This window comes from Mycolicibacterium houstonense (assembly GCF_900078665.2).
In the GTDB taxonomy this organism is placed as follows: domain Bacteria; phylum Actinomycetota; class Actinomycetes; order Mycobacteriales; family Mycobacteriaceae; genus Mycobacterium; species Mycobacterium houstonense.
The window spans coordinates 2611675-2628229 of the sequence record NZ_LT546207.1 but is presented as its reverse complement, the minus strand read 5'-3'; the positions used below and the strand labels follow the sequence as shown (position 1 = coordinate 2628229).

Here is a 16555-nt window from a genome sequence, read left to right as displayed (position 1 = left end):
GTCTGCTCGGCGACCTCGATGCGGGTGCGCACCATGCGGGCGCCGCGGCGGTGGGCCAGCACCACACGCTGGCGCTGCGGTGTCGGCAGGTCACTCATCGGTGCCCGCAGGCTTGAGATTGCGCATCGGATCGCGGACCAGCCGGTCGCGCAGTTCGCGCGCCTGGCGGCGGCTCACGGGCAGTTCCACCGCCGGCGAGGTGCCGTTGGCGCGCAGCCGCACCAGCACCGCGCCGTCGGCCGTGCGCAAGCCGGTGACCTGCCGCAGGGACACCAGGTACGACCGGTGGATGCGTTGGAAGCCGTGGTCACGCCAGCGGGTTTCCAAGGTGCTCAACGGGATTCGCACCAGGTGGGAACCCGTCGCCGAATGCAGCCGGGCGTAGTCGCCCTCGGCCTCCACCCAGCCGATGCTGTCGCGGGGCACCAGGTGGGTGATGCCGCCCAGCTCGGCGGGTATGACGTCGGAGTCCTGGTCTTCCTGCGGGGCAGCTCCGGCGGCAGGGGCGGCCTGAGCACCCGCGGCCACCCGGCGCACTGCTTCGTCGAGCCGGTTCTGCCGGATCGGCTTGAGCAGATAGTCGACGGCGCCCACGTCGAAGGCCGCCACGGCCTTGTCCTCGTGGGCGGTCACGAACACCACGGCCGGGCGGTTGGCGTAATTGGCGAGCACCCCGGCCAATTCGATGCCCGACAGACCGGGCATGTTGATGTCGAGAAACACCGCGTCGATCGCGTGCTGATTGAGTTCGCGCAGCGCCGAGGTGGCATCGGACGCGGTGTGGACGTGGCCGACATCAGGGTGCCGGCCCAGCAGGTAGGCCAGCTCGTCGAGTGCGGGTGCCTCGTCGTCGACGGCGAGCACCGTCAGGCTCGTACTCACGCGAACGCACCTCCGCTGGCTCGTACCCCCGAACGGAACTTCGGTACGCGCATCACCACTTTGGTGCCCGCGCCGACCGCTGTCTCGACCACCAGACCGTAGTCGTTGCCGAAGGCCGCGCGCAGCCGATGGTCCACATTGGTCAGCCCCACATGGGCGGACTCGCCGGTGCGATCGGCCAGTGCGTCGCCGGGCCCGGCTCGCAGGATGTCGGGATCCATGCCCGCGCCGTCGTCCTCGACGGTGATCACGCATTCGGTACCCGCGTCGCGTGCCACGATCTCGACCGACCCGCCGCCCTGCCCGGCCAGCCCGTGCCGTACCGCGTTCTCCACCAGGGGTTGCAGCGCCAGGAACGGCACCACGACATTGAGTACCTCGGGAGCCACCTGCAGACGCACCCGCAGATTGTTGCCGAAGCGGGCCCGCTCCAGGGTGAGGTAGCGGTCGATGTTGCGCAGCTCGTCGGCCAGCGTGGTGTACTGCCCGGCCGCGCGGAACGAGTAACGGGTGAAATCGGCGAACTCCAGGATCAATTCGCGGGCCCGGTCAGGATCGGTGCGCACGAACGACGCGATGGTGTTGAGTGCGTTGTAAATGAAGTGTGGGCTGATCTGAGCGCGCAGCGCCAGCACCTCGGCGCGGTCGAGCCGCGCGCGCGACGCGTCGAGCTCGGCCAGCTCGATCTGGCTGGCGGCATACCGGGCCACCTCGCCGACCGCGCCGAGCATGCCCGGGCCCGGGCTGGCCGGTGCCAGCACCACCAGCGCGCCGAGCACCTCGCCGCCCTCGGTCAGCAGTGGCTGGGCCACCACGGCCGTCGACCGCGCGGTGCGCAGCACGCGGCGACCGGCGCTGATCGACTCGCGCGCCGTGTCGGCGCAGACGTCGACGGTTTCGGACTGCCAAATCGCCTCGTCGTCGTGATCGCGGGCCAGCAGGGCGGCGTCGGCGTCGAACAGGGCCAGTCCCGCGGTGCCGGTGAGCTCGCGCAGATAGGGCGCCGCGGTCTGCGCGGATTCGGTGTCGAGGCCCTGCCGGAGCGCACGGGCGGCCTGCGCCGCGGTGTGCAGCGCGGCGTGGACGGCGCGTTCGGTGGGAGTGGCCACCACCTTTCGGGTGCGCACCACCACGACGGCGGCGACCGCCGCCAGCATCAGCGCCAGGGCCAGCGCGATAGCAACTTCGCCGGACATCGTGGGCCAACCTTAGATGGCTGTGCGGCGAAACCGCAGCTAGCCCACCTATTGAACGGGGCAGGCGTACTTTCGCGCCACGTCGTAGACCCGCTGCTCCGAACCGGGGCCGATGACTCCTTGTGCGGCCAGCTCCCAGCTGATGTATCCGGGTATGCCGCCCATGCAGGCCTGATGGGCAACGCGCCACGCGGTATCCGGATTCAGATGGAACCCATTGCGGTCGAGCCCTTGCATGTAGTTGTCGAATTCCGGCGTGCCCTGGTCGGGGATCGCATTGGCCGGGGCGGCCAAGGCAAGAGCGGCCGCGACCGCCGCGATGAGGGGAGCAACCACACGACGCATGTCCATCTCCTATGGGCATATCCACCGGTTATCGCGTACACATTCGCACACTTCACCGACGCAAGCGTCAAAACCTCTCACTCCCTGCGACGACGGCCGATCCGGCAGCGCGCCGTCCTAGACTGGCGGCGTGGGAAAACTGCAGCTCGTTCAAGACCCGGCCGCCGATGCGTTGCTGGAGGACAACCCGTTCGCCTTGCTGGTCGGGATGATGCTTGATCAGCAGATCCCGATGGAGGTCGCGTTCGCCGGGCCGAAGAAGATCGCCGACCGCATCGGTGGCGTCGACGCCGTCCAGATCGCCGAATACGACCCGGAGAAGTTCGCCGCGCTGTGTGCGGTGACCCCGGCGATTCACCGGTTCCCCGGGTCGATGTCCAAGCGGGTGCAGGACCTCGCGCGGGCCGTCGTCGACGAATACGACGGTGACGTGACGGCGCTGTGGACCGATGGCGATCCCGACGGTAAAGAGGTGTTGCGGCGGCTCAAGCGCCTGCCCGGGTTCGGTGATCAGAAGGCCCGGATTTTCTTGGCGCTGTTGGGAAAGCAGTACGGGGTGACGCCGGCGGGTTGGCGTGAGGCCGCGGGGGATTACGGCAAGGCCGGCTCGTACATGTCGGTGGCCGATGTGGTCGACCCCGGCTCGTTGCAGAAGGTGCGCACGTACAAGAAGCAGATGAAGGCCGCGGCCAAGGAAGCCAAGGCCGCCAAGGCATAGGGGCCGTCGAGCGTGCGGTGAGAGCGCATTTCGCCGCCGATCCGCGATCTGTGTGCACACTCGGGGTTGAAACCTGGGATACCTATGCAATGGTGAACATATGGCGAAGACACATCTGAACTGCCCGTGTGGCGAAGCGATCAGCGGCACCGATGAGGACGATCTCGTCGAGAAGGCCCAGGCGCACCTGGCCCAGCAGCACCCCGGCCGCGAGTACGACCGGGAGATGATTCTGTTCATGGCCTACTAGGCCCCAGCTTTCAGCCCAGTACAGACCGAAACAGCCCTAGACAAAATTCCCGGTCGCCGGCCATGTGGCCAGCGACCGGGAATTTCGTTTCCCCATTCATTTGGTGTTGGTCAGGGCACCACCGTGGATCCGATGGTGGGCATGAACTGGCACTGCTTCTCGGTCGTGGTGACCTGGCCGAAGATCGTCGTCATGATGCTGCCGGAGCCGGTGTCGGCGATCGCGGTCAGCGTGGTCGGGCCTTCGGGGTTGATGTCCGAGCGCGGTTGCAGCGTCACGCTGCCGGACTTGCCGGTGGTCAGGTTCACCCAGGTGGCGTTGAGCGGAAGCTTCTGCTCGGCGGCCGGCCCCGGGGTGCCGATCGCGGTGAACACGTATGCGGTCTGGCCGGGCTTGGGGCCGGGCAGCGGGATCGTGGCCGGGCCGGCGACCGAGATCGCCGTCGCCAGAACGTTTCCGCCGTCCTTCAGGCATCCGTTGCTGATCGACGGATACATGAAGTCCTGCGTCGTCGGGGCGTTGGGCCCGAAGTCAGGGGCCGGCGCCGGGGCCGGGGNCGGGATTCAGCCGTTTCCGATTTGTTGGCGGCGAAGGCTTGCGCGGCTGCCATCAGCAGCTGCACCGCGCCACCCGGGTCGGCCGCAGCCTGCTGGATGATCGGGCTGAGGTTCTCCATCGCCGGCAGGCCAGGTGCCTGCAGGTTGTCGATCGGCAGCGGTGCCGGATCGGCATTGGCGACGGCGGTGCTGAACAGCAACAGGGTGGTGGACCCGATTGCCGCTGCGGTGCCGAACATCATCTTCAGGGACTTACGCGGTGACATGGCTTTCCCAATCGTTTCGGGCGGTCAGACCAGTTCGGGTATCAGGGCAGGCCGGCGGTCAACAGCGGTGCCAGCGCCGCGACACCCGGGTTGCTGATTCCGGGAGCCGCAGCCGCGGGAGCTGCCACTGCCGGAGCTGCGGCTGCAGCGGCCGGGGCCGCCGCAGCGGTGGCAGGCAGGGCGGTTTGGGCCGCGACCGGAGCGAGCGAGGCCAGGTCGCCCGGGATGTTGACCTTCTGGGGCAGCGGGATCGGCATCCCGGGCACCTGTGGGATCGTCACCTCGGCCGACGGGATCAGCGATGCGGGGCCCGTGGCCNGGTGGCAAGTGCTTTCCAGGTGAAGATCATGGTTCTCCCAATCGGTTGCTTGAACGACTGAGCACGAAACTATCCAGTTACTGGTGTTACTCAAGGGACACGTGTGGCGGTTATTCAACCGTTACTGCACCGTCCGAATTCGTTACCGGCCAGTGCCTGGCGCGTGATGCGGTAGCCGCCGTTGCCCGAGTTGTCGTGGTTGCCGCCGGCACCTCCGCCGCCACCGTGAATGTCACGCTGGAGTGGCGCTCGGCGTCCAGAGCCACGCTGGCGTGACAAGGTGAGTGAGGATTGGCGGGCGTGGTCACTCCAGCGTGACGCTCGGCGTCCAGAGCCACGCTGGCGTGACAACACGCTGGCGTGACAACCCGCGGGCGTGACAACCCGCGGGCCGGACGAACACCTGGCATACAAACGGCCCGGGCCGGACGAACACCGGGCATACAAACCGCGCAACGGGGCAGGAGAAGCGGGTCGCTAAAGTCGTGACCGTTAACACCGAACCGGCCACCCCAGTCTCAGCAACCGCGCGGCTCTACCGTTTGGCGCCGACGTTGCTGGTCCTCAGCATTGCGGCACGACTGGCCTGGACGTACCTCGTTCCCAACGGCGCCAACTTCGTCGACCTGCACGTCTATGTCGGCGGCGCCGCCACGCTGGACGGGCCCGGGGCGCTGTATGACTACGTCTACGCCGACCAGACACCGGATTTCCCACTGCCTTTCACGTATCCGCCGTTCGCCGCGGTGGTGTTCTACCCGTTGCATCTGCTGCCGTTCGGCTTGGTCGCGTTCTGCTGGCAGATCGGCATCATCGCGGCGTTGTACGGCGTGGTGCGGATCAGTCAGCGACTGCTGGGCCAGGACGACCGGCGCGTCGCGATGCTGTGGACCGCCGTCGGCATCTGGACCGAACCGCTGCGCAGCACGTTCGACTACGGGCAGGTCAACGTCGTGCTCGTGCTGGCCGTGCTCTACGCCGTCTACAGCAACCGGTGGTGGCTGTCGGGCCTGTTGGTCGGCTTGGCCGCGGGGGTGAAACTGACGCCCGCGGTATCGGGGCTGTACTTCGTCGGCGCCCGCCGCTGGGGGACCGCGGTGTTCTCGGCGGTGGTGTTCTTCGGCACCATCGCGGTCTCGGCGCTGGTGATCGGCGACCAGGCGCGCCGGTACTTCACCGAGCTCCTCGGCGATGCCGACCGGATCGGGCCGATCGGAACGTCGTTCAACCAGTCCTGGCGCGGCGGGATATCGCGAATCCTCGGGCACGACGCCGGATACGGACCGGCCGTCCTGCTCGGTATCGCCGTCACGGCCGTCCTCGCGGTGCTGGCCTGGCGGGCCGTCGGCGGCAGTGCCGACCGGCTCGGCGCCATCGTGATCGTCAGCCTGTTCGGATTGCTCCTGTCACCGATTTCCTGGACGCACCACTGGGTCTGGCTGATCCCGTTGATGATCTGGTTGTTGCACGGGCCGTTGGCCGACCGGCTGGGTGCCCGGGTTCTGGGCTGGGGCTGGCTGGCACTGACCCTGATCGGGGTGCCGTGGCTGCTCAGCTTCGCGCAGCCGACGATCTGGGTGATCGGCCGGCCCTGGTACCTGGCCTGGGCCGGGCTGATCTACATCGTCGCCACCCTGGCGACGCTGGTGTGGATCGCGGTTAGCCGAGCTGATCGGACAGAATCCGGTTGATCTCCTTGGCCATCTGAACGTCCTTCTCGGTGATCCCGCCGGCGGAATGCGTCACCAAGGCGAATGTGACTGTGCGCCAGCGGATATCGATATCCGGATGGTGGTCTTTCTCCTCGGCGAACTCAGCGACACGGCGGACCGCGTCGATGCCGTCGAGGAATGTCGGGAATTTGGTGGATCTGCGCAGGGCGCCCGCCGCGCGCTCCCAGCCCGGCAGATCGGGCAGTGCGGCGTCGACCTGATCGTTCGATAACACGGCCATATGCCCGACCGTATACCGTCGGGCGCGATGGAAGAACAGATCGTCGTGGCCGGTGCCGTGTTCTCGGCGGACCGACTGCTGGTCGCCCAGCGCAACCGGCCGCCGGAGCTGGCGGGACTGTGGGAATTGCCCGGTGGCAAGGTGGCGGCCTACGAAAGCGACGCCGACGCGCTCGTGCGGGAGCTCCGCGAGGAACTGGGCGTGGAGGTGACGGTGGGCGCCCGCCTGGGCGTGGATGTCACACTGAACTCCGGCATGACCCTGCGCGCCTACCGGGTCAGGCTGACGGCGGGGAGCCCGCAACCACATGACCACCGGGAGTTGCGGTGGGTAGCCATCGACGAACTCGACGACCTGCCGTGGGTGCCGGCCGACCGGGCCTGGCTCCCGGACCTGGCCGACGTGCTGCGCGAGGGCGCCCGGCCGGATTAGCGTCCGCGCATGCGGCTGCCACAGTTTATTTCGCCAGGTGTGCTGGCATCCGGCCCGATCGGCTGAGGTGCGGGCACAGGCGCCGCTGCCGTCATCTGTGATGACATTGCTGTCGCCACCGGAGTTAACTATTGCGGCGCAAAGGGATTAATTTCGGCATGTCGACGTTGCGGATTACGTTCCATGAAACCGCCCGCAACGTTTCCGGCAAAATGACGCGACCGCAGGAACATGGTGTTTTCCTGTTGTGGTGAGCACGGTCAACGCGCCACTCCCGGGTCAGAGTATGAATCTCGTCCTGGCCACCTGGGTCTCGGCCATCAACTTCTGGGCCTGGAACATGATCGGCCCGCTCTCGACGACGTACGCCGGCGACATGAAACTCAGCAGCACGCAGGCCTCGATGCTGGTCGCCACTCCGATTCTGGTGGGATCGCTCGGCCGGATCGCCGTCGGCGCGTTGACCGACCGGTATGGCGGCCGCACCATGTTCCTCGCGGTGACCTTGGCCTCCATCGTGCCGGTGTTGGCGGTCGGGGCGGCCGGCGAGGCCAGGTCGTATCCAATGTTGTTGGTCTGTGGGTTCTTCCTGGGCATCGCGGGCACCGTGTTCGCCGTCGGGATCCCGTTCGCCAACAACTGGTACGCACCCTCCCGGCGCGGCTACGCCACCGGAGTGTTCGGTATGGGCATGGTCGGCACGGCGTTGTCGGCTTTCTTCACACCGAGATTCGTCCGGTGGTTCGGATTGTTTCCCACCCACCTCATCATCGCCGCCGCGCTGGCGCTCACCGCGGTGTTGTGCGTTGTGGTGATGCGCAATTCGCCGGCATTCCAGCCGAACACCGACCCGGTGGTGCCCAAACTCAGATCGGCCCTCAAGCTTCCGGTCACCTGGGAGATGTCCTTCTTGTATGCGGTGGTCTTCGGTGGTTTCGTGGCGTTCAGCAACTACCTGCCCACCTACATCAAGAACGTCTATGAGTTCTCGTCCGTCGAGGCCGGAAGTCGCACAGCGGGATTCGCGCTGGCCGCGGTGCTGGCCCGGCCGATCGGCGGGGCGCTGTCGGACCGCATCCCGCCCAAGCACGTGGTGCTGACCTCGTTCGCCGGCACGGCGGCGCTCGCCTTCATCGCGATGTTCCAGCCGCCACCCGATGTCTGGTCCGCGGCGACGTTCATCGGTCTGGCGATCTTCCTCGGCATCGGCACCGGCGGCGTGTTCGCCTGGGTGGCCCGCCGTTCACCGGCCAAGGAAGTGGGCTCGGTGACCGGGATCGTGGCCGCCGCAGGCGGTTTGGGTGGTTACTTCCCGCCGTTGGTGATGGGTGCGACGTACGACGCCGTCGACCATGACTACTCGGTCGGGCTCGTCCTCCTGGTGGCGACGGCGGTCGTGGCCTTCGGTTACACCGCATTGCGACTGCACGCCCGCGAGCCCGAACCGGCCAAGGAGGCGCGTCAATGACCAAGCCCCACATCGGCGGATCGATCGAGGAGTTGCTGGAGCGCAGCGGCCGGTTCTTCACCGCCGGTGAGTTCTCCGGCGACCTCAGAACGGTCACCCGGCAGGGCGGCCGTCAGGGCGATGTCTTCTACCGCGACCGCTGGAGTCACGACAAGGTGGTGCGGTCGACCCACGGGGTGAACTGCACCGGGTCGTGTTCTTGGAAGATCTACGTCAAGGACGGGATCATCACCTGGGAAACCCAGGAGACCGACTATCCCTCGGTGGGCCCGGATCGTCCCGAGTACGAGCCACGGGGCTGCCCGCGCGGCGCGGCGTTCTCCTGGTACACCTACTCGCCGACGCGGGTCCGCTACCCGTATGCCCGCGGTGTGCTGGTCGAGATGTACCGGGAGGCCAAGGCGCGCCTGAAGGATCCGGTGCTGGCGTGGGCCGACATTCAGAGCGATCCCGAGCGCCGCAGGCGCTATCACCGGGCCCGTGGAAAGGGCGGTCTGGTCCGCGTGGGGTGGGCCGAGGCGACCGAGATGATCGCGGCCGCACACGTGCACACCATCAAGACCTATGGGCCGGACCGGGTGGCCGGATTCTCGCCGATCCCGGCGATGTCGATGGTGTCGTTCGCCGCGGGGTCACGGTTCGTCGAACTCCTCGGCGGGGTGATGACCTCGTTCTACGACTGGTACGCCGACCTCCCGGTGGCATCACCGCAGGTGTTCGGCGATCAGACCGACGTGCCCGAGTCCGGCGACTGGTGGGACGCCTCGTATCTGATGATGTGGGGCTCCAACGTCCCGGTCACCCGCACCCCCGATGCGCACTGGATGGCCGAGGTTCGCTACCGGGGCACCAAAGTGGTCACGGTCAGCCCGGATTACGCCGACAACACCAAATTCGCCGACGAGTGGATGCCGTGTGCGGCCGGCACCGACGGCGCGCTGGCCATGGCGATGGGCCACGTCATCCTCGATCAGTGCTTCGTGCAGAACCGGGTTCCGTACTTCGTCGACTATGTCCGCAAGTTCACCGATCTGCCGTTCCTGGTCAAACTCGAAGAGCGCGACGGCGTGCTGGTGCCCGGGAAGAACCTCACCGCAGCCGATCTCGGCGGAGTCATCGCAGAACAGGAGAACGCCGCGTTCAAGCCCGTCCTGCTCGACGGGGCCAGTAACAGTGTCGCGGTCCCACAGGGCTCGCTGGGATTCCGCTACGGCAACGACGGCCTGGGCAAGTGGAACCTCGACCTGGAAGATCTGGTCCCCGCGCTGACCGTGTCGGGGGACATCTTCGAAACCGTCGAGATCACCCTGCCGCGCTTCGACACCGCCGACGGCAGCGGCGCGACGCTGCGCCGCGGTGTGCCGGTACGACGCGTCGGGGACCACCTGGTGTGCACGGTGTTCGACCTGATGCTGGCCCAGTACGGTGTGCACCGGCCCGGCCTGCCCGGTGACTGGCCCACCGGGTATGACGACGCCACCCGGCCCTACACCCCGGCCTGGCAGGAGCAGATCACCGGGGTGTCCGCCGCCCAGGCGATCCGGGTGGCGCGTGAATTCGCCCGCAACGCCGAGGAATCCGGCGGCCGGTCGATGATCATCATGGGCGCGGGCATTTGCCAGTGGTTCCACGGCGACGCCACCTACCGCGCAGTGCTGGCGCTGCTGTTGCTCACCGGTTCGATGGGGCGCAACGGGGGCGGCTGGGCGCACTACGTGGGCCAGGAGAAGTGTCGTCCCGTCACCGGTTGGGCGGCGATGGCGATGGGCACCGACTGGTCGCGCCCGCCGCGGCAGATGGCCGGCACGTCCTACTGGTATGTCCACACCGACCAGTGGCGCTACGACGGGTACCGCGCCGACGCGCTGTCCAGCCCGGTGGGGCGGGGCCGGTTCCGGGACAAGCACACCATGGACGTGCTCAGTTCCGCGGTCGCCATGGGGTGGACGCCGTTCTATCCGCAGTTCGATCGCTCCAGTCTGGATGTGGCCGACGAGGCCAAGGCGGCGGGGCGGGAGGTGCCCGAGTATGTGGCCGAGCAATTGGCCGGCGGCGGGCTGAAACTCGCGGTCACCGACCCGGACGATCCGGCCAACTGGCCGCGGGTGCTCAACGTCTGGCGGGCCAATCTGCTGGGCTCCTCCAGCAAGGGCAACGAGTACTTCCTGCGGCATCTGCTGGGCACGACGTCCAACGTGCAGGCCGAGCCCACCGCCGAGGACCTGCGGCCGGGCGACGTGGCCTGGACCGACGACATCCCCGAAGGCAAGCTCGACCTGTTGATGTCGATCGACTTCCGGATGACGTCGACGACACTGCTCTCGGACGTGGTGCTGCCCGCGGCGACCTGGTACGAGAAGGCGGACCTGTCCAGCACCGACATGCATCCGTACATCCACGCCTTCAGCCCGGCCGTCGACCCGCCGTGGGAAACCCGTTCGGACTTCGAGGCTTTCGGTGCGATCGCGCGGACCTTCAGCGCGTTGGCCGCCCGGCACCTGGGCACCCGCACCGATGTGGTGATGGGCACGCTGCAGCACGACACACCCGGGGCCATGGCCTACCCGGGCGGCACCGAACACGATTGGCGGGCCACCGGGGAAACGCCGGTGCCGGGAAAGACGATGGGCCCGTTGGTGGTGGTGGAACGCGACTACACCACTATCGCGGACAAATGGTCCACCCTGGGTCCCCTCGTGGACACCTTGGGCCTGACCACCAAGGGCATCACGACGCATCCGGAGCAGGAGGTCGGCGAACTCGCCGCGAAGTTCGGGGTGATGGATTCCGGTGCGGGCCAAGGGCGCCCGGCGATCACCACCGCCGAGCGAATGTGCGACGTGATCCTGGCGCTGTCGGGCACGTCCAACGGCCGGCTGGCGGTGGAGGGATTCCGCGAACTCGAGCGGCGTACCGGCCGCAAGCTCATCCATCTGGCCATCGGCAACGAGGAACGCCGGATCACCTACGCCGACACCCAGGCCCGGCCGGTGCCGGTGATCACCAGCCCGGAGTGGTCGGGCAGTGAGACCGGGGGCCGCCGGTATGCGCCGTTCACGGTGAACATCGAGGAGCTCAAGCCGTTCCATACGCTCACCGGGCGCATGCACTTCTACGTCGACCACGATTGGTTGGAGGAACTCGGCGAGCAGTTGCCGATTTACCGGCCACCGTTGGACATGGCCAGATTGTTCGGCGAATCCGCGCTCGGGCGCGACGGAATCGGCCTGACCGTGCGGTATCTGACCCCGCACTCCAAGTGGTCGATCCACTCGGAGTATCAGGACAACCTGTTCATGCTGTCGCTGTCGCGGGGCGGCCCGACCATGTGGATGAGCCCCGCCGACGCCGCGAAGATCGAGGTGAACGACAACGACTGGATCGAGGCGGTCAACCGCAACGGCGTCCTGGTGTGCCGGGCGGTGGTCAGCCACCGGATGCCCGAGGGGGTGGTGTACGTCTACCACGCCCAGGAACGCACCATCGACGTGCCGCTGAGCGAGGCCACGGGAACCCGTGGCGGGATCCACAATTCGCTGACCCGGCTGTTGGTCAAGCCGAGTCACCTCGCCGGCGGGTACGCCCAGCATTCGTTCGCCTTCAACTATCTCGGCCCCACCGGAAACCAGCGCGACGAGGTGACGGTGGTTCGGCGTCGTTCTCAGGAGGTGATGTACCAGTGAAGGTCATGGCCCAGATGGCGATGGTGATGAACCTCGACAAGTGCATCGGGTGTCAGACCTGTTCGGTGACCTGCAAGCAGGCGTGGACCAACCGGGCCGGCACCGAGTACGTCTGGTTCAACAACGTCGAAACCCGTCCGGGGCAGGGTTATCCGCGCACTTATCAGGATCAGGAGAAATGGCGTGGGGGTTGGCGGCTGGACCGTCGCGGTCGGTTGCGGTTGCGCGATGGTGGCCGAATCGCCAAGCTGGCCAGGATCTTCGCGAACCCGAAGCTGCCGTCGATCGAGGACTACTACGAACCGTGGACCTACGACTACGAGAACCTGACGACGGCACCGCTCGGTGAGCACATCCCGACCGCGCCGCCGCGCAGCCTGATCACCGGTAAGCCGATGAAGGTGTCGTGGTCGGCGAACTGGGACGACGACTTGGCGGGCTCGCCGGAGATCGTGCCGGGGGATCCGGTCCTCAAACAGGTCAGCGAGCAGATCAAGCTCGAACTCGAGCAGACCTTCATGTTCTATCTGCCCCGCATCTGCGAGCACTGTCTGAACCCGGCGTGCGTGGCGTCCTGCCCGTCGGGTGCGATGTACAAGCGGTCCGAGGACGGCATCGTGCTGGTCGATCAGGACCGCTGCCGCGGCTGGCGGATGTGCGTCTCCGGATGCCCTTACAAGAAGGTCTATTTCAACCACAAGACCGGCAAGGCCGAGAAGTGCACGCTGTGCTACCCGCGGATCGAGGTCGGACTGCCGACGGTGTGCTCCGAGACCTGTGTGGGCCGGCTGCGCTACCTCGGGCTGGTGCTCTACGACGTCGACAAGGTGCTGGACGCCGCGTCGGTGCCCGACGACAAGGATCTCTACGAGGCGCAGCGGCAGATCCTGCTCGACCCGGCCGATCCGGAAGTGATCGCCGGGGCCCGCGCCGAGGGCATCTCCGACGAGTGGATCGAGGCGGCGCAACGCTCTCCGATATACAAGCTCATCCACACGTATGGTGTTGCGCTGCCACTGCATCCGGAGTTCCGGACCGTGCCGATGGTGTGGTACATCCCGCCGTTGTCCCCGGTGGTCGACGCGGTCAGCCGCGACGGACATGACGGCGAGGACATCGGCAATCTGTTCGGCGCGCTGGAGGCGCTGCGGATCCCGATCGAGTACCTGGCCGGGTTGTTCACCGCGGGGGACACCGCCGTCGTCGAGGGGGTGCTGCGCCGACTCGCCGCGATGCGGTCCTACATGCGCGACATCAACCTCGGCAGGCAGACCCAGCCGCACATTCCGGCCGCGGTCGGGATGACCGAGGAGCAGACCTACGAGATGTATCGCCTGCTGGCGCTGGCGAAATACGAGGAGCGCTACGTCATTCCGACCGCCTACAGCTCGGACGGCATCCCCGGCGCGGAGGAGCCCGGCTGCTCATTGTCCTTCGAGGGCGGTCCCGGAATGTACGAGTCGGGTCCGTTCGGTGAGGCCAGCGGCGGGCCGGTGCCGGTCGCGGTGGAAACCTTCCACGCGCTGCAACACCGACAGACCACCGGCGGTATGGCGGCCAACGCCGAACGGCCATCGCGGGTCAATCTGCTCAATTGGGACGGCAGGGGCGTTCCGTCGGGCATGTTCCCGCCGGACTAGTCAGGGGTGACCAGTGAGGAAGCGTAGGAACCGATCCGATCAAGTCCTGCAGGACCGTCTGGTGTGGCAGGCGGCCTCGCTGATGCTCGCCTATCCGGACGACGGCCATGCCGATCGGCTGCAGACCGCCGCACGCCTGCTGGACCACGTCACCGGCGAACCACGGGCGCTGCTCGGCGAAACTGTTGTGGGGCTGAGCCTTCGCTCGACCATGGATCTGGCGCAGGAGTACGTCGAGACCTTCGATCTGCACAAGCGGTGCACCATGTTGCTGACCTACTGGACATCGGGGGACACCCGGAACCGCGGCGCGGACATGGTCGAGTTCACCCAGGCCTACCGTGCCGCCGGCGTGGAGATCCCGAAAGGTGAAGCGCCCGATCATCTTCCGGTGGTGCTGGAGTTCGCCGCCACCGTCGATCCGGATGCGGGCCGGCGGCTGCTCGCCAAGTACCGCGTGCCGATCGGGGTGGTGGCCCGCGCGTTGGCCGAGTCGAGATCGCCGTATGCGCCCGTTGTCGCGGCGGTGGACGCCACCCTGCCGTCCCTGGCCTCCGTCGACGATGTATCGCGCCTGATGCGGTGCGGTCCGCCCGCGGAATCGGTGGGGCTGCAGCCGTTTCAGCTGACCGTTCCGCCCCGCCGGGAAGCGGAGGTGCTCTGATGTCGGGCTGGGAGATCTTCTGGGACGTCGTGCCGTACGTGACGCTGGCGGTCGTCGCCGTCGGCACCTGGTGGCGCTATCGCTACGACAAATTCGGCTGGACGACGCGCTCGTCGCAACTATATGAGTCGCGCCTGTTGCGCATCGCCAGCCCGATGTTCCATTTCGGCATCCTGGTGGTGTTCATCGGACACGTGATCGGCCTGTTCATCCCCGAATCGTGGATGGACCTGGTGATGAGCGACCACGTCTATCACCTGCAGGCGGTGATCCTCGGCGGCATCGCCGGCGTCGCCGCCCTCCTCGGTATCGCACTGCTCATCTACCGGCGCCGTGCCACCGGTCCGGTGTTCATGGCCACCACCGCCAACGACAAGACGATGTACCTGGTGCTGGTGGCCGCGATGGTGGCTGGCTTCGCGTGCACGGCGATCGGGGTGACGCCCGAGGGCGCCGAGCACGACTACCGCCAAACCGTGTCGCCCTGGTTCCGTTCCATCTGGATCTTGCAGCCGCGTGGCGATCTGATGGTCCAGGCGCCGGTGTACTTCCACATCCACGTGATCATCGCGCTGGTGTTGTTCTGCCTGTGGCCGTTCACCCGGCTGGTGCATGTATTCAGCGCCCCGATCGGCTATCTGTTCCGCCCCTACATCGTCTACCGCGGCCGCGATGTCGCCGAGAAGTCCGAGCTGGTCGGGTCACGGCCGCAGCGGCGGGGGTGGTGAATCGACGCAGGCGTCGGTATTAGGGACCTAAGACCCTGCCCGCCTTGCGCGGACCGGCGGACGATGGGGCGATGGAGCAATTGACGGCACTGGACGCGGGGTTTCTCGAAGCGGAGGATTCCGACCGGCACGCGAGCCTGGCCATCGGCGCGATCGCCGTCGTGGATGGGCCGATGCCGCAGGCCGACACTCTCACGGCCGGGTTGGCGGAACGGGTCCAGACGGTGCCGCGCCTGCGTCAACTTTTGCACACCCAGCCGCTGGATCTCGGTGCCCCGCGATGGGTGGAGGACCCGAACTTCGACGCGTCGCATCACATTCGGTATGCCGCACTACCTCGTCCCGGCGGCGACGCGGCGCTGTGCCGGTGGGCCGCTGATGTCATGGAGCGTCGCCTCGACCGCGACCGGCCGTTGTGGGAGTGCTGGGTTGTCGACGGTCTGGAGAACGGCCGGTGGGCGATCCTGCTGAAGGTCCATCACTGCATCGCAGACGGGATCGCCGCCTCCCGGATGCTGAGCCGGCTGTGTGACGACGACGGCACGGTGAGAAGCGCTCTGGCCCGGACGGTGCAGAGTGCAGGAGCTTTCAATCCCGCCGACTGGATCGGCAAGGCCTGGCGTATCTCGACGGGGCTGCCCGCCGCGGCAATGCAGGCGGTCCTTGGCGCGGCCGGCATTGTCACCGGGCTACTGCGTCCGGCGGCGCCGACCTCCCTGACGGGATCGGTGACCAGTATGCGCCGTTATGCCACCGCCGAGGTGTCGCTGGACGACGTCGACACCGTGTGCCGGGAGTTCGGCGTCACCGTGAATGACGTTGCCCTGGCGTCGATCACCGACAGTTTCCGCAATCTGTTGATTCGCCGCGGCGAGAAGCCGCGGCACGACGCACTGCGCACCCTGGTTCCGGTTTCCGTGCGGCCCAACGACTCCCGCGACCGCACCGGCAACCGCGTATCGGTGATGCTGCCGTACCTCCCGGTGGACAAGGCCGACCCGGTACATCAACTGCGCACGGTGCATGCCCGGCTGGCCCGGGCCAAGGGCAGTGGGCAGCGTGAAGCGGGCAACATCCTGGCGTCGGCGGCGAACGCCATCCCGTTCCCGCTCACCGCGTGGACGGTGCGTGCGCTGACACGGCTGCCGCAGCGTGGCGTTGTCACGGTGGCGACGAATGTGCCTGGCCCACGGGCGAGGTTGCGCGTGATGGGCTGCGAGATCATCAGACTTCTGCCGATTCCGCCGCTTGCGATGCAACTGCGCACCGGCATTGCCATCATGAGTTATGCCGACCGCCTGGTCTTCGGGGTCATCGGGGACTATGACGCGTCCCCTGACGTGGACGAGCTGGCGAACGGCATCGAGCGTGCGATCGCCCGTCTCGTCGACATCAGCGTCGGCCACTGGCGCTCCACCCCGGTGGGAACTCTGCAACTCGTACAGGGAGGTTGA

Annotated in this window: 15 protein-coding genes and 1 pseudogene; 10 read left to right on the top strand and 6 right to left on the bottom strand. The window is 67.2% G+C overall.

The window, feature by feature from the left end; genetic code table 11:
- Nucleotides 1-90 precede the first annotated feature (90 nt).
- From BN4332_RS13200 to BN4332_RS13190, 3 genes are read right to left on the bottom strand one after another with little or no spacing between them, the layout of a single operon-like run.
- Nucleotides 91-882: a LytR/AlgR family response regulator transcription factor gene (locus BN4332_RS13200; protein WP_066898841.1), complete on the bottom strand. Its 792-nt coding sequence runs from the start codon at nucleotides 880-882 to the stop codon at nucleotides 91-93.
- Entirely contained in the window at nucleotides 879-2078 is a 1200-nt protein-coding gene (locus tag BN4332_RS13195; RefSeq protein WP_066898840.1) for a sensor histidine kinase, read from the bottom strand. Before BN4332_RS13195 ends, BN4332_RS13200 begins: the two co-directional genes overlap by 4 nt.
- 48 nt (nucleotides 2079-2126) lie before the next feature.
- On the bottom strand, nucleotides 2127-2429 hold the full coding sequence (locus tag BN4332_RS13190; protein ID WP_066898839.1) for a DUF732 domain-containing protein: 303 nt from the start codon (nucleotides 2427-2429) through the stop codon (nucleotides 2127-2129).
- Nucleotides 2430-2553: 124 nt separating this feature from the next.
- On the opposite strand from BN4332_RS13190, the gene BN4332_RS13185 reads away from it, so the two are divergent.
- Together BN4332_RS13185 and BN4332_RS13180 are read left to right on the top strand one after the other, a co-directional pair.
- Nucleotides 2554-3141 carry an HhH-GPD-type base excision DNA repair protein gene (locus BN4332_RS13185; RefSeq protein ID WP_066898838.1) on the top strand — a complete coding sequence of 196 codons (588 nt, stop codon included), beginning with the start codon at nucleotides 2554-2556 and terminating at the stop codon, nucleotides 3139-3141.
- 100 nt (nucleotides 3142-3241) lie between these two features.
- Nucleotides 3242-3391: a DUF1059 domain-containing protein gene (locus BN4332_RS13180; protein WP_003882209.1), complete on the top strand. Its 150-nt coding sequence runs from the start codon at nucleotides 3242-3244 to the stop codon at nucleotides 3389-3391.
- 110 nt (nucleotides 3392-3501) lie between these two features.
- On the opposite strand, the pseudogene BN4332_RS13175 reads toward BN4332_RS13180, so the two are convergent.
- Together BN4332_RS13175 and BN4332_RS13170 are read right to left on the bottom strand one after the other, a co-directional pair.
- A pseudogene (locus BN4332_RS13175) lies at nucleotides 3502-4214 on the bottom strand (Rv1157c family protein).
- Nucleotides 4215-4255: 41 nt separating this feature from the next.
- Nucleotides 4256-4495, bottom strand: coding sequence for a hypothetical protein (locus BN4332_RS13170; protein WP_235654083.1), 240 nt, complete (start codon nucleotides 4493-4495; stop codon nucleotides 4256-4258).
- Between the two features lie 523 nt (nucleotides 4496-5018).
- On the opposite strand from BN4332_RS13170, the gene BN4332_RS13165 reads away from it, so the two are divergent.
- Nucleotides 5019-6224: a mannosyltransferase gene (locus BN4332_RS13165; RefSeq protein WP_074133055.1), complete on the top strand. Its 1206-nt coding sequence runs from the start codon at nucleotides 5019-5021 to the stop codon at nucleotides 6222-6224.
- Here BN4332_RS13165 and BN4332_RS13160 read toward each other — a convergent pair.
- Nucleotides 6193-6486, bottom strand: coding sequence for a 4a-hydroxytetrahydrobiopterin dehydratase (locus BN4332_RS13160; RefSeq protein ID WP_066898837.1), 294 nt, complete (start codon nucleotides 6484-6486; stop codon nucleotides 6193-6195). The two genes, BN4332_RS13165 and BN4332_RS13160, sit on opposite strands and share 32 nt — an antisense overlap.
- Before the next feature lie 27 nt (nucleotides 6487-6513).
- Between BN4332_RS13160 and BN4332_RS13155 the strand changes: the two genes are divergently transcribed.
- From BN4332_RS13155 to BN4332_RS13125, 7 genes are all read left to right on the top strand, one after another.
- Nucleotides 6514-6918, top strand: coding sequence for a (deoxy)nucleoside triphosphate pyrophosphohydrolase (locus tag BN4332_RS13155; protein ID WP_066898846.1), 405 nt, complete (start codon nucleotides 6514-6516; stop codon nucleotides 6916-6918).
- A 286-nt stretch (nucleotides 6919-7204) separates the two neighbouring features.
- Nucleotides 7205-8386 carry a nitrate/nitrite transporter gene (locus tag BN4332_RS13150; protein WP_096866892.1) on the top strand — a complete coding sequence of 394 codons (1182 nt, stop codon included), beginning with the start codon at nucleotides 7205-7207 and terminating at the stop codon, nucleotides 8384-8386.
- On the top strand, nucleotides 8383-12069 hold the full coding sequence (locus BN4332_RS13145) for a nitrate reductase subunit alpha (RefSeq protein WP_066898836.1): 3687 nt from the start codon (nucleotides 8383-8385) through the stop codon (nucleotides 12067-12069). The genes BN4332_RS13150 and BN4332_RS13145 overlap by 4 nt, the downstream gene beginning before the upstream one ends.
- On the top strand, nucleotides 12066-13709 hold the full coding sequence (gene narH / locus BN4332_RS13140; RefSeq protein ID WP_066898835.1) for a nitrate reductase subunit beta: 1644 nt from the start codon (nucleotides 12066-12068) through the stop codon (nucleotides 13707-13709). Before BN4332_RS13145 ends, narH begins: the two co-directional genes overlap by 4 nt.
- An 82-nt stretch (nucleotides 13710-13791) precedes the next feature.
- Nucleotides 13792-14373: a nitrate reductase molybdenum cofactor assembly chaperone gene (gene narJ / locus BN4332_RS13135; RefSeq protein ID WP_096867079.1), complete on the top strand. Its 582-nt coding sequence runs from the start codon at nucleotides 13792-13794 to the stop codon at nucleotides 14371-14373.
- Nucleotides 14373-15101 (top strand): respiratory nitrate reductase subunit gamma, encoded by a 729-nt coding sequence (gene narI, locus BN4332_RS13130; protein ID WP_066898833.1) that lies wholly within the window; start codon nucleotides 14373-14375, stop codon nucleotides 15099-15101. The genes narJ and narI overlap by 1 nt, the downstream gene beginning before the upstream one ends.
- Nucleotides 15102-15172: 71 nt before the next feature.
- Nucleotides 15173-16555, top strand: a complete 1383-nt coding sequence (locus BN4332_RS13125; protein ID WP_066898832.1) for a WS/DGAT/MGAT family O-acyltransferase — start codon at nucleotides 15173-15175, stop codon at nucleotides 16553-16555.

What these genes read in the sequence shown, in the direction of transcription:
- BN4332_RS13195 (WP_066898840.1), bottom strand. Translation starts at nt 2,078, where the DNA reads ATGTCCGGCGAAGTTGCTATCGCGCTGGCCCTGGCGCTGATGCTGGCG.
- BN4332_RS13190 (WP_066898839.1), bottom strand. Translation starts at nt 2,429, where the DNA reads ATGGACATGCGTCGTGTGGTTGCTCCCCTCATCGCGGCGGTCGCGGCC.
- BN4332_RS13180 (WP_003882209.1), top strand. Translation starts at nt 3,242, where the DNA reads ATGGCGAAGACACATCTGAACTGCCCGTGTGGCGAAGCGATCAGCGGC.
- BN4332_RS13160 (WP_066898837.1), bottom strand. Translation starts at nt 6,486, where the DNA reads ATGGCCGTGTTATCGAACGATCAGGTCGACGCCGCACTGCCCGATCTG.
- BN4332_RS13155 (WP_066898846.1), top strand. Translation starts at nt 6,514, where the DNA reads ATGGAAGAACAGATCGTCGTGGCCGGTGCCGTGTTCTCGGCGGACCGA.
- BN4332_RS13150 (WP_096866892.1), top strand. Translation starts at nt 7,205, where the DNA reads ATGAATCTCGTCCTGGCCACCTGGGTCTCGGCCATCAACTTCTGGGCC.
- BN4332_RS13145 (WP_066898836.1), top strand. Translation starts at nt 8,383, where the DNA reads ATGACCAAGCCCCACATCGGCGGATCGATCGAGGAGTTGCTGGAGCGC.
- narJ (WP_096867079.1), top strand. Translation starts at nt 13,792, where the DNA reads ATGCTCGCCTATCCGGACGACGGCCATGCCGATCGGCTGCAGACCGCC.
- narI (WP_066898833.1), top strand. Translation starts at nt 14,373, where the DNA reads ATGTCGGGCTGGGAGATCTTCTGGGACGTCGTGCCGTACGTGACGCTG.
- BN4332_RS13125 (WP_066898832.1), top strand. Translation starts at nt 15,173, where the DNA reads ATGGAGCAATTGACGGCACTGGACGCGGGGTTTCTCGAAGCGGAGGAT.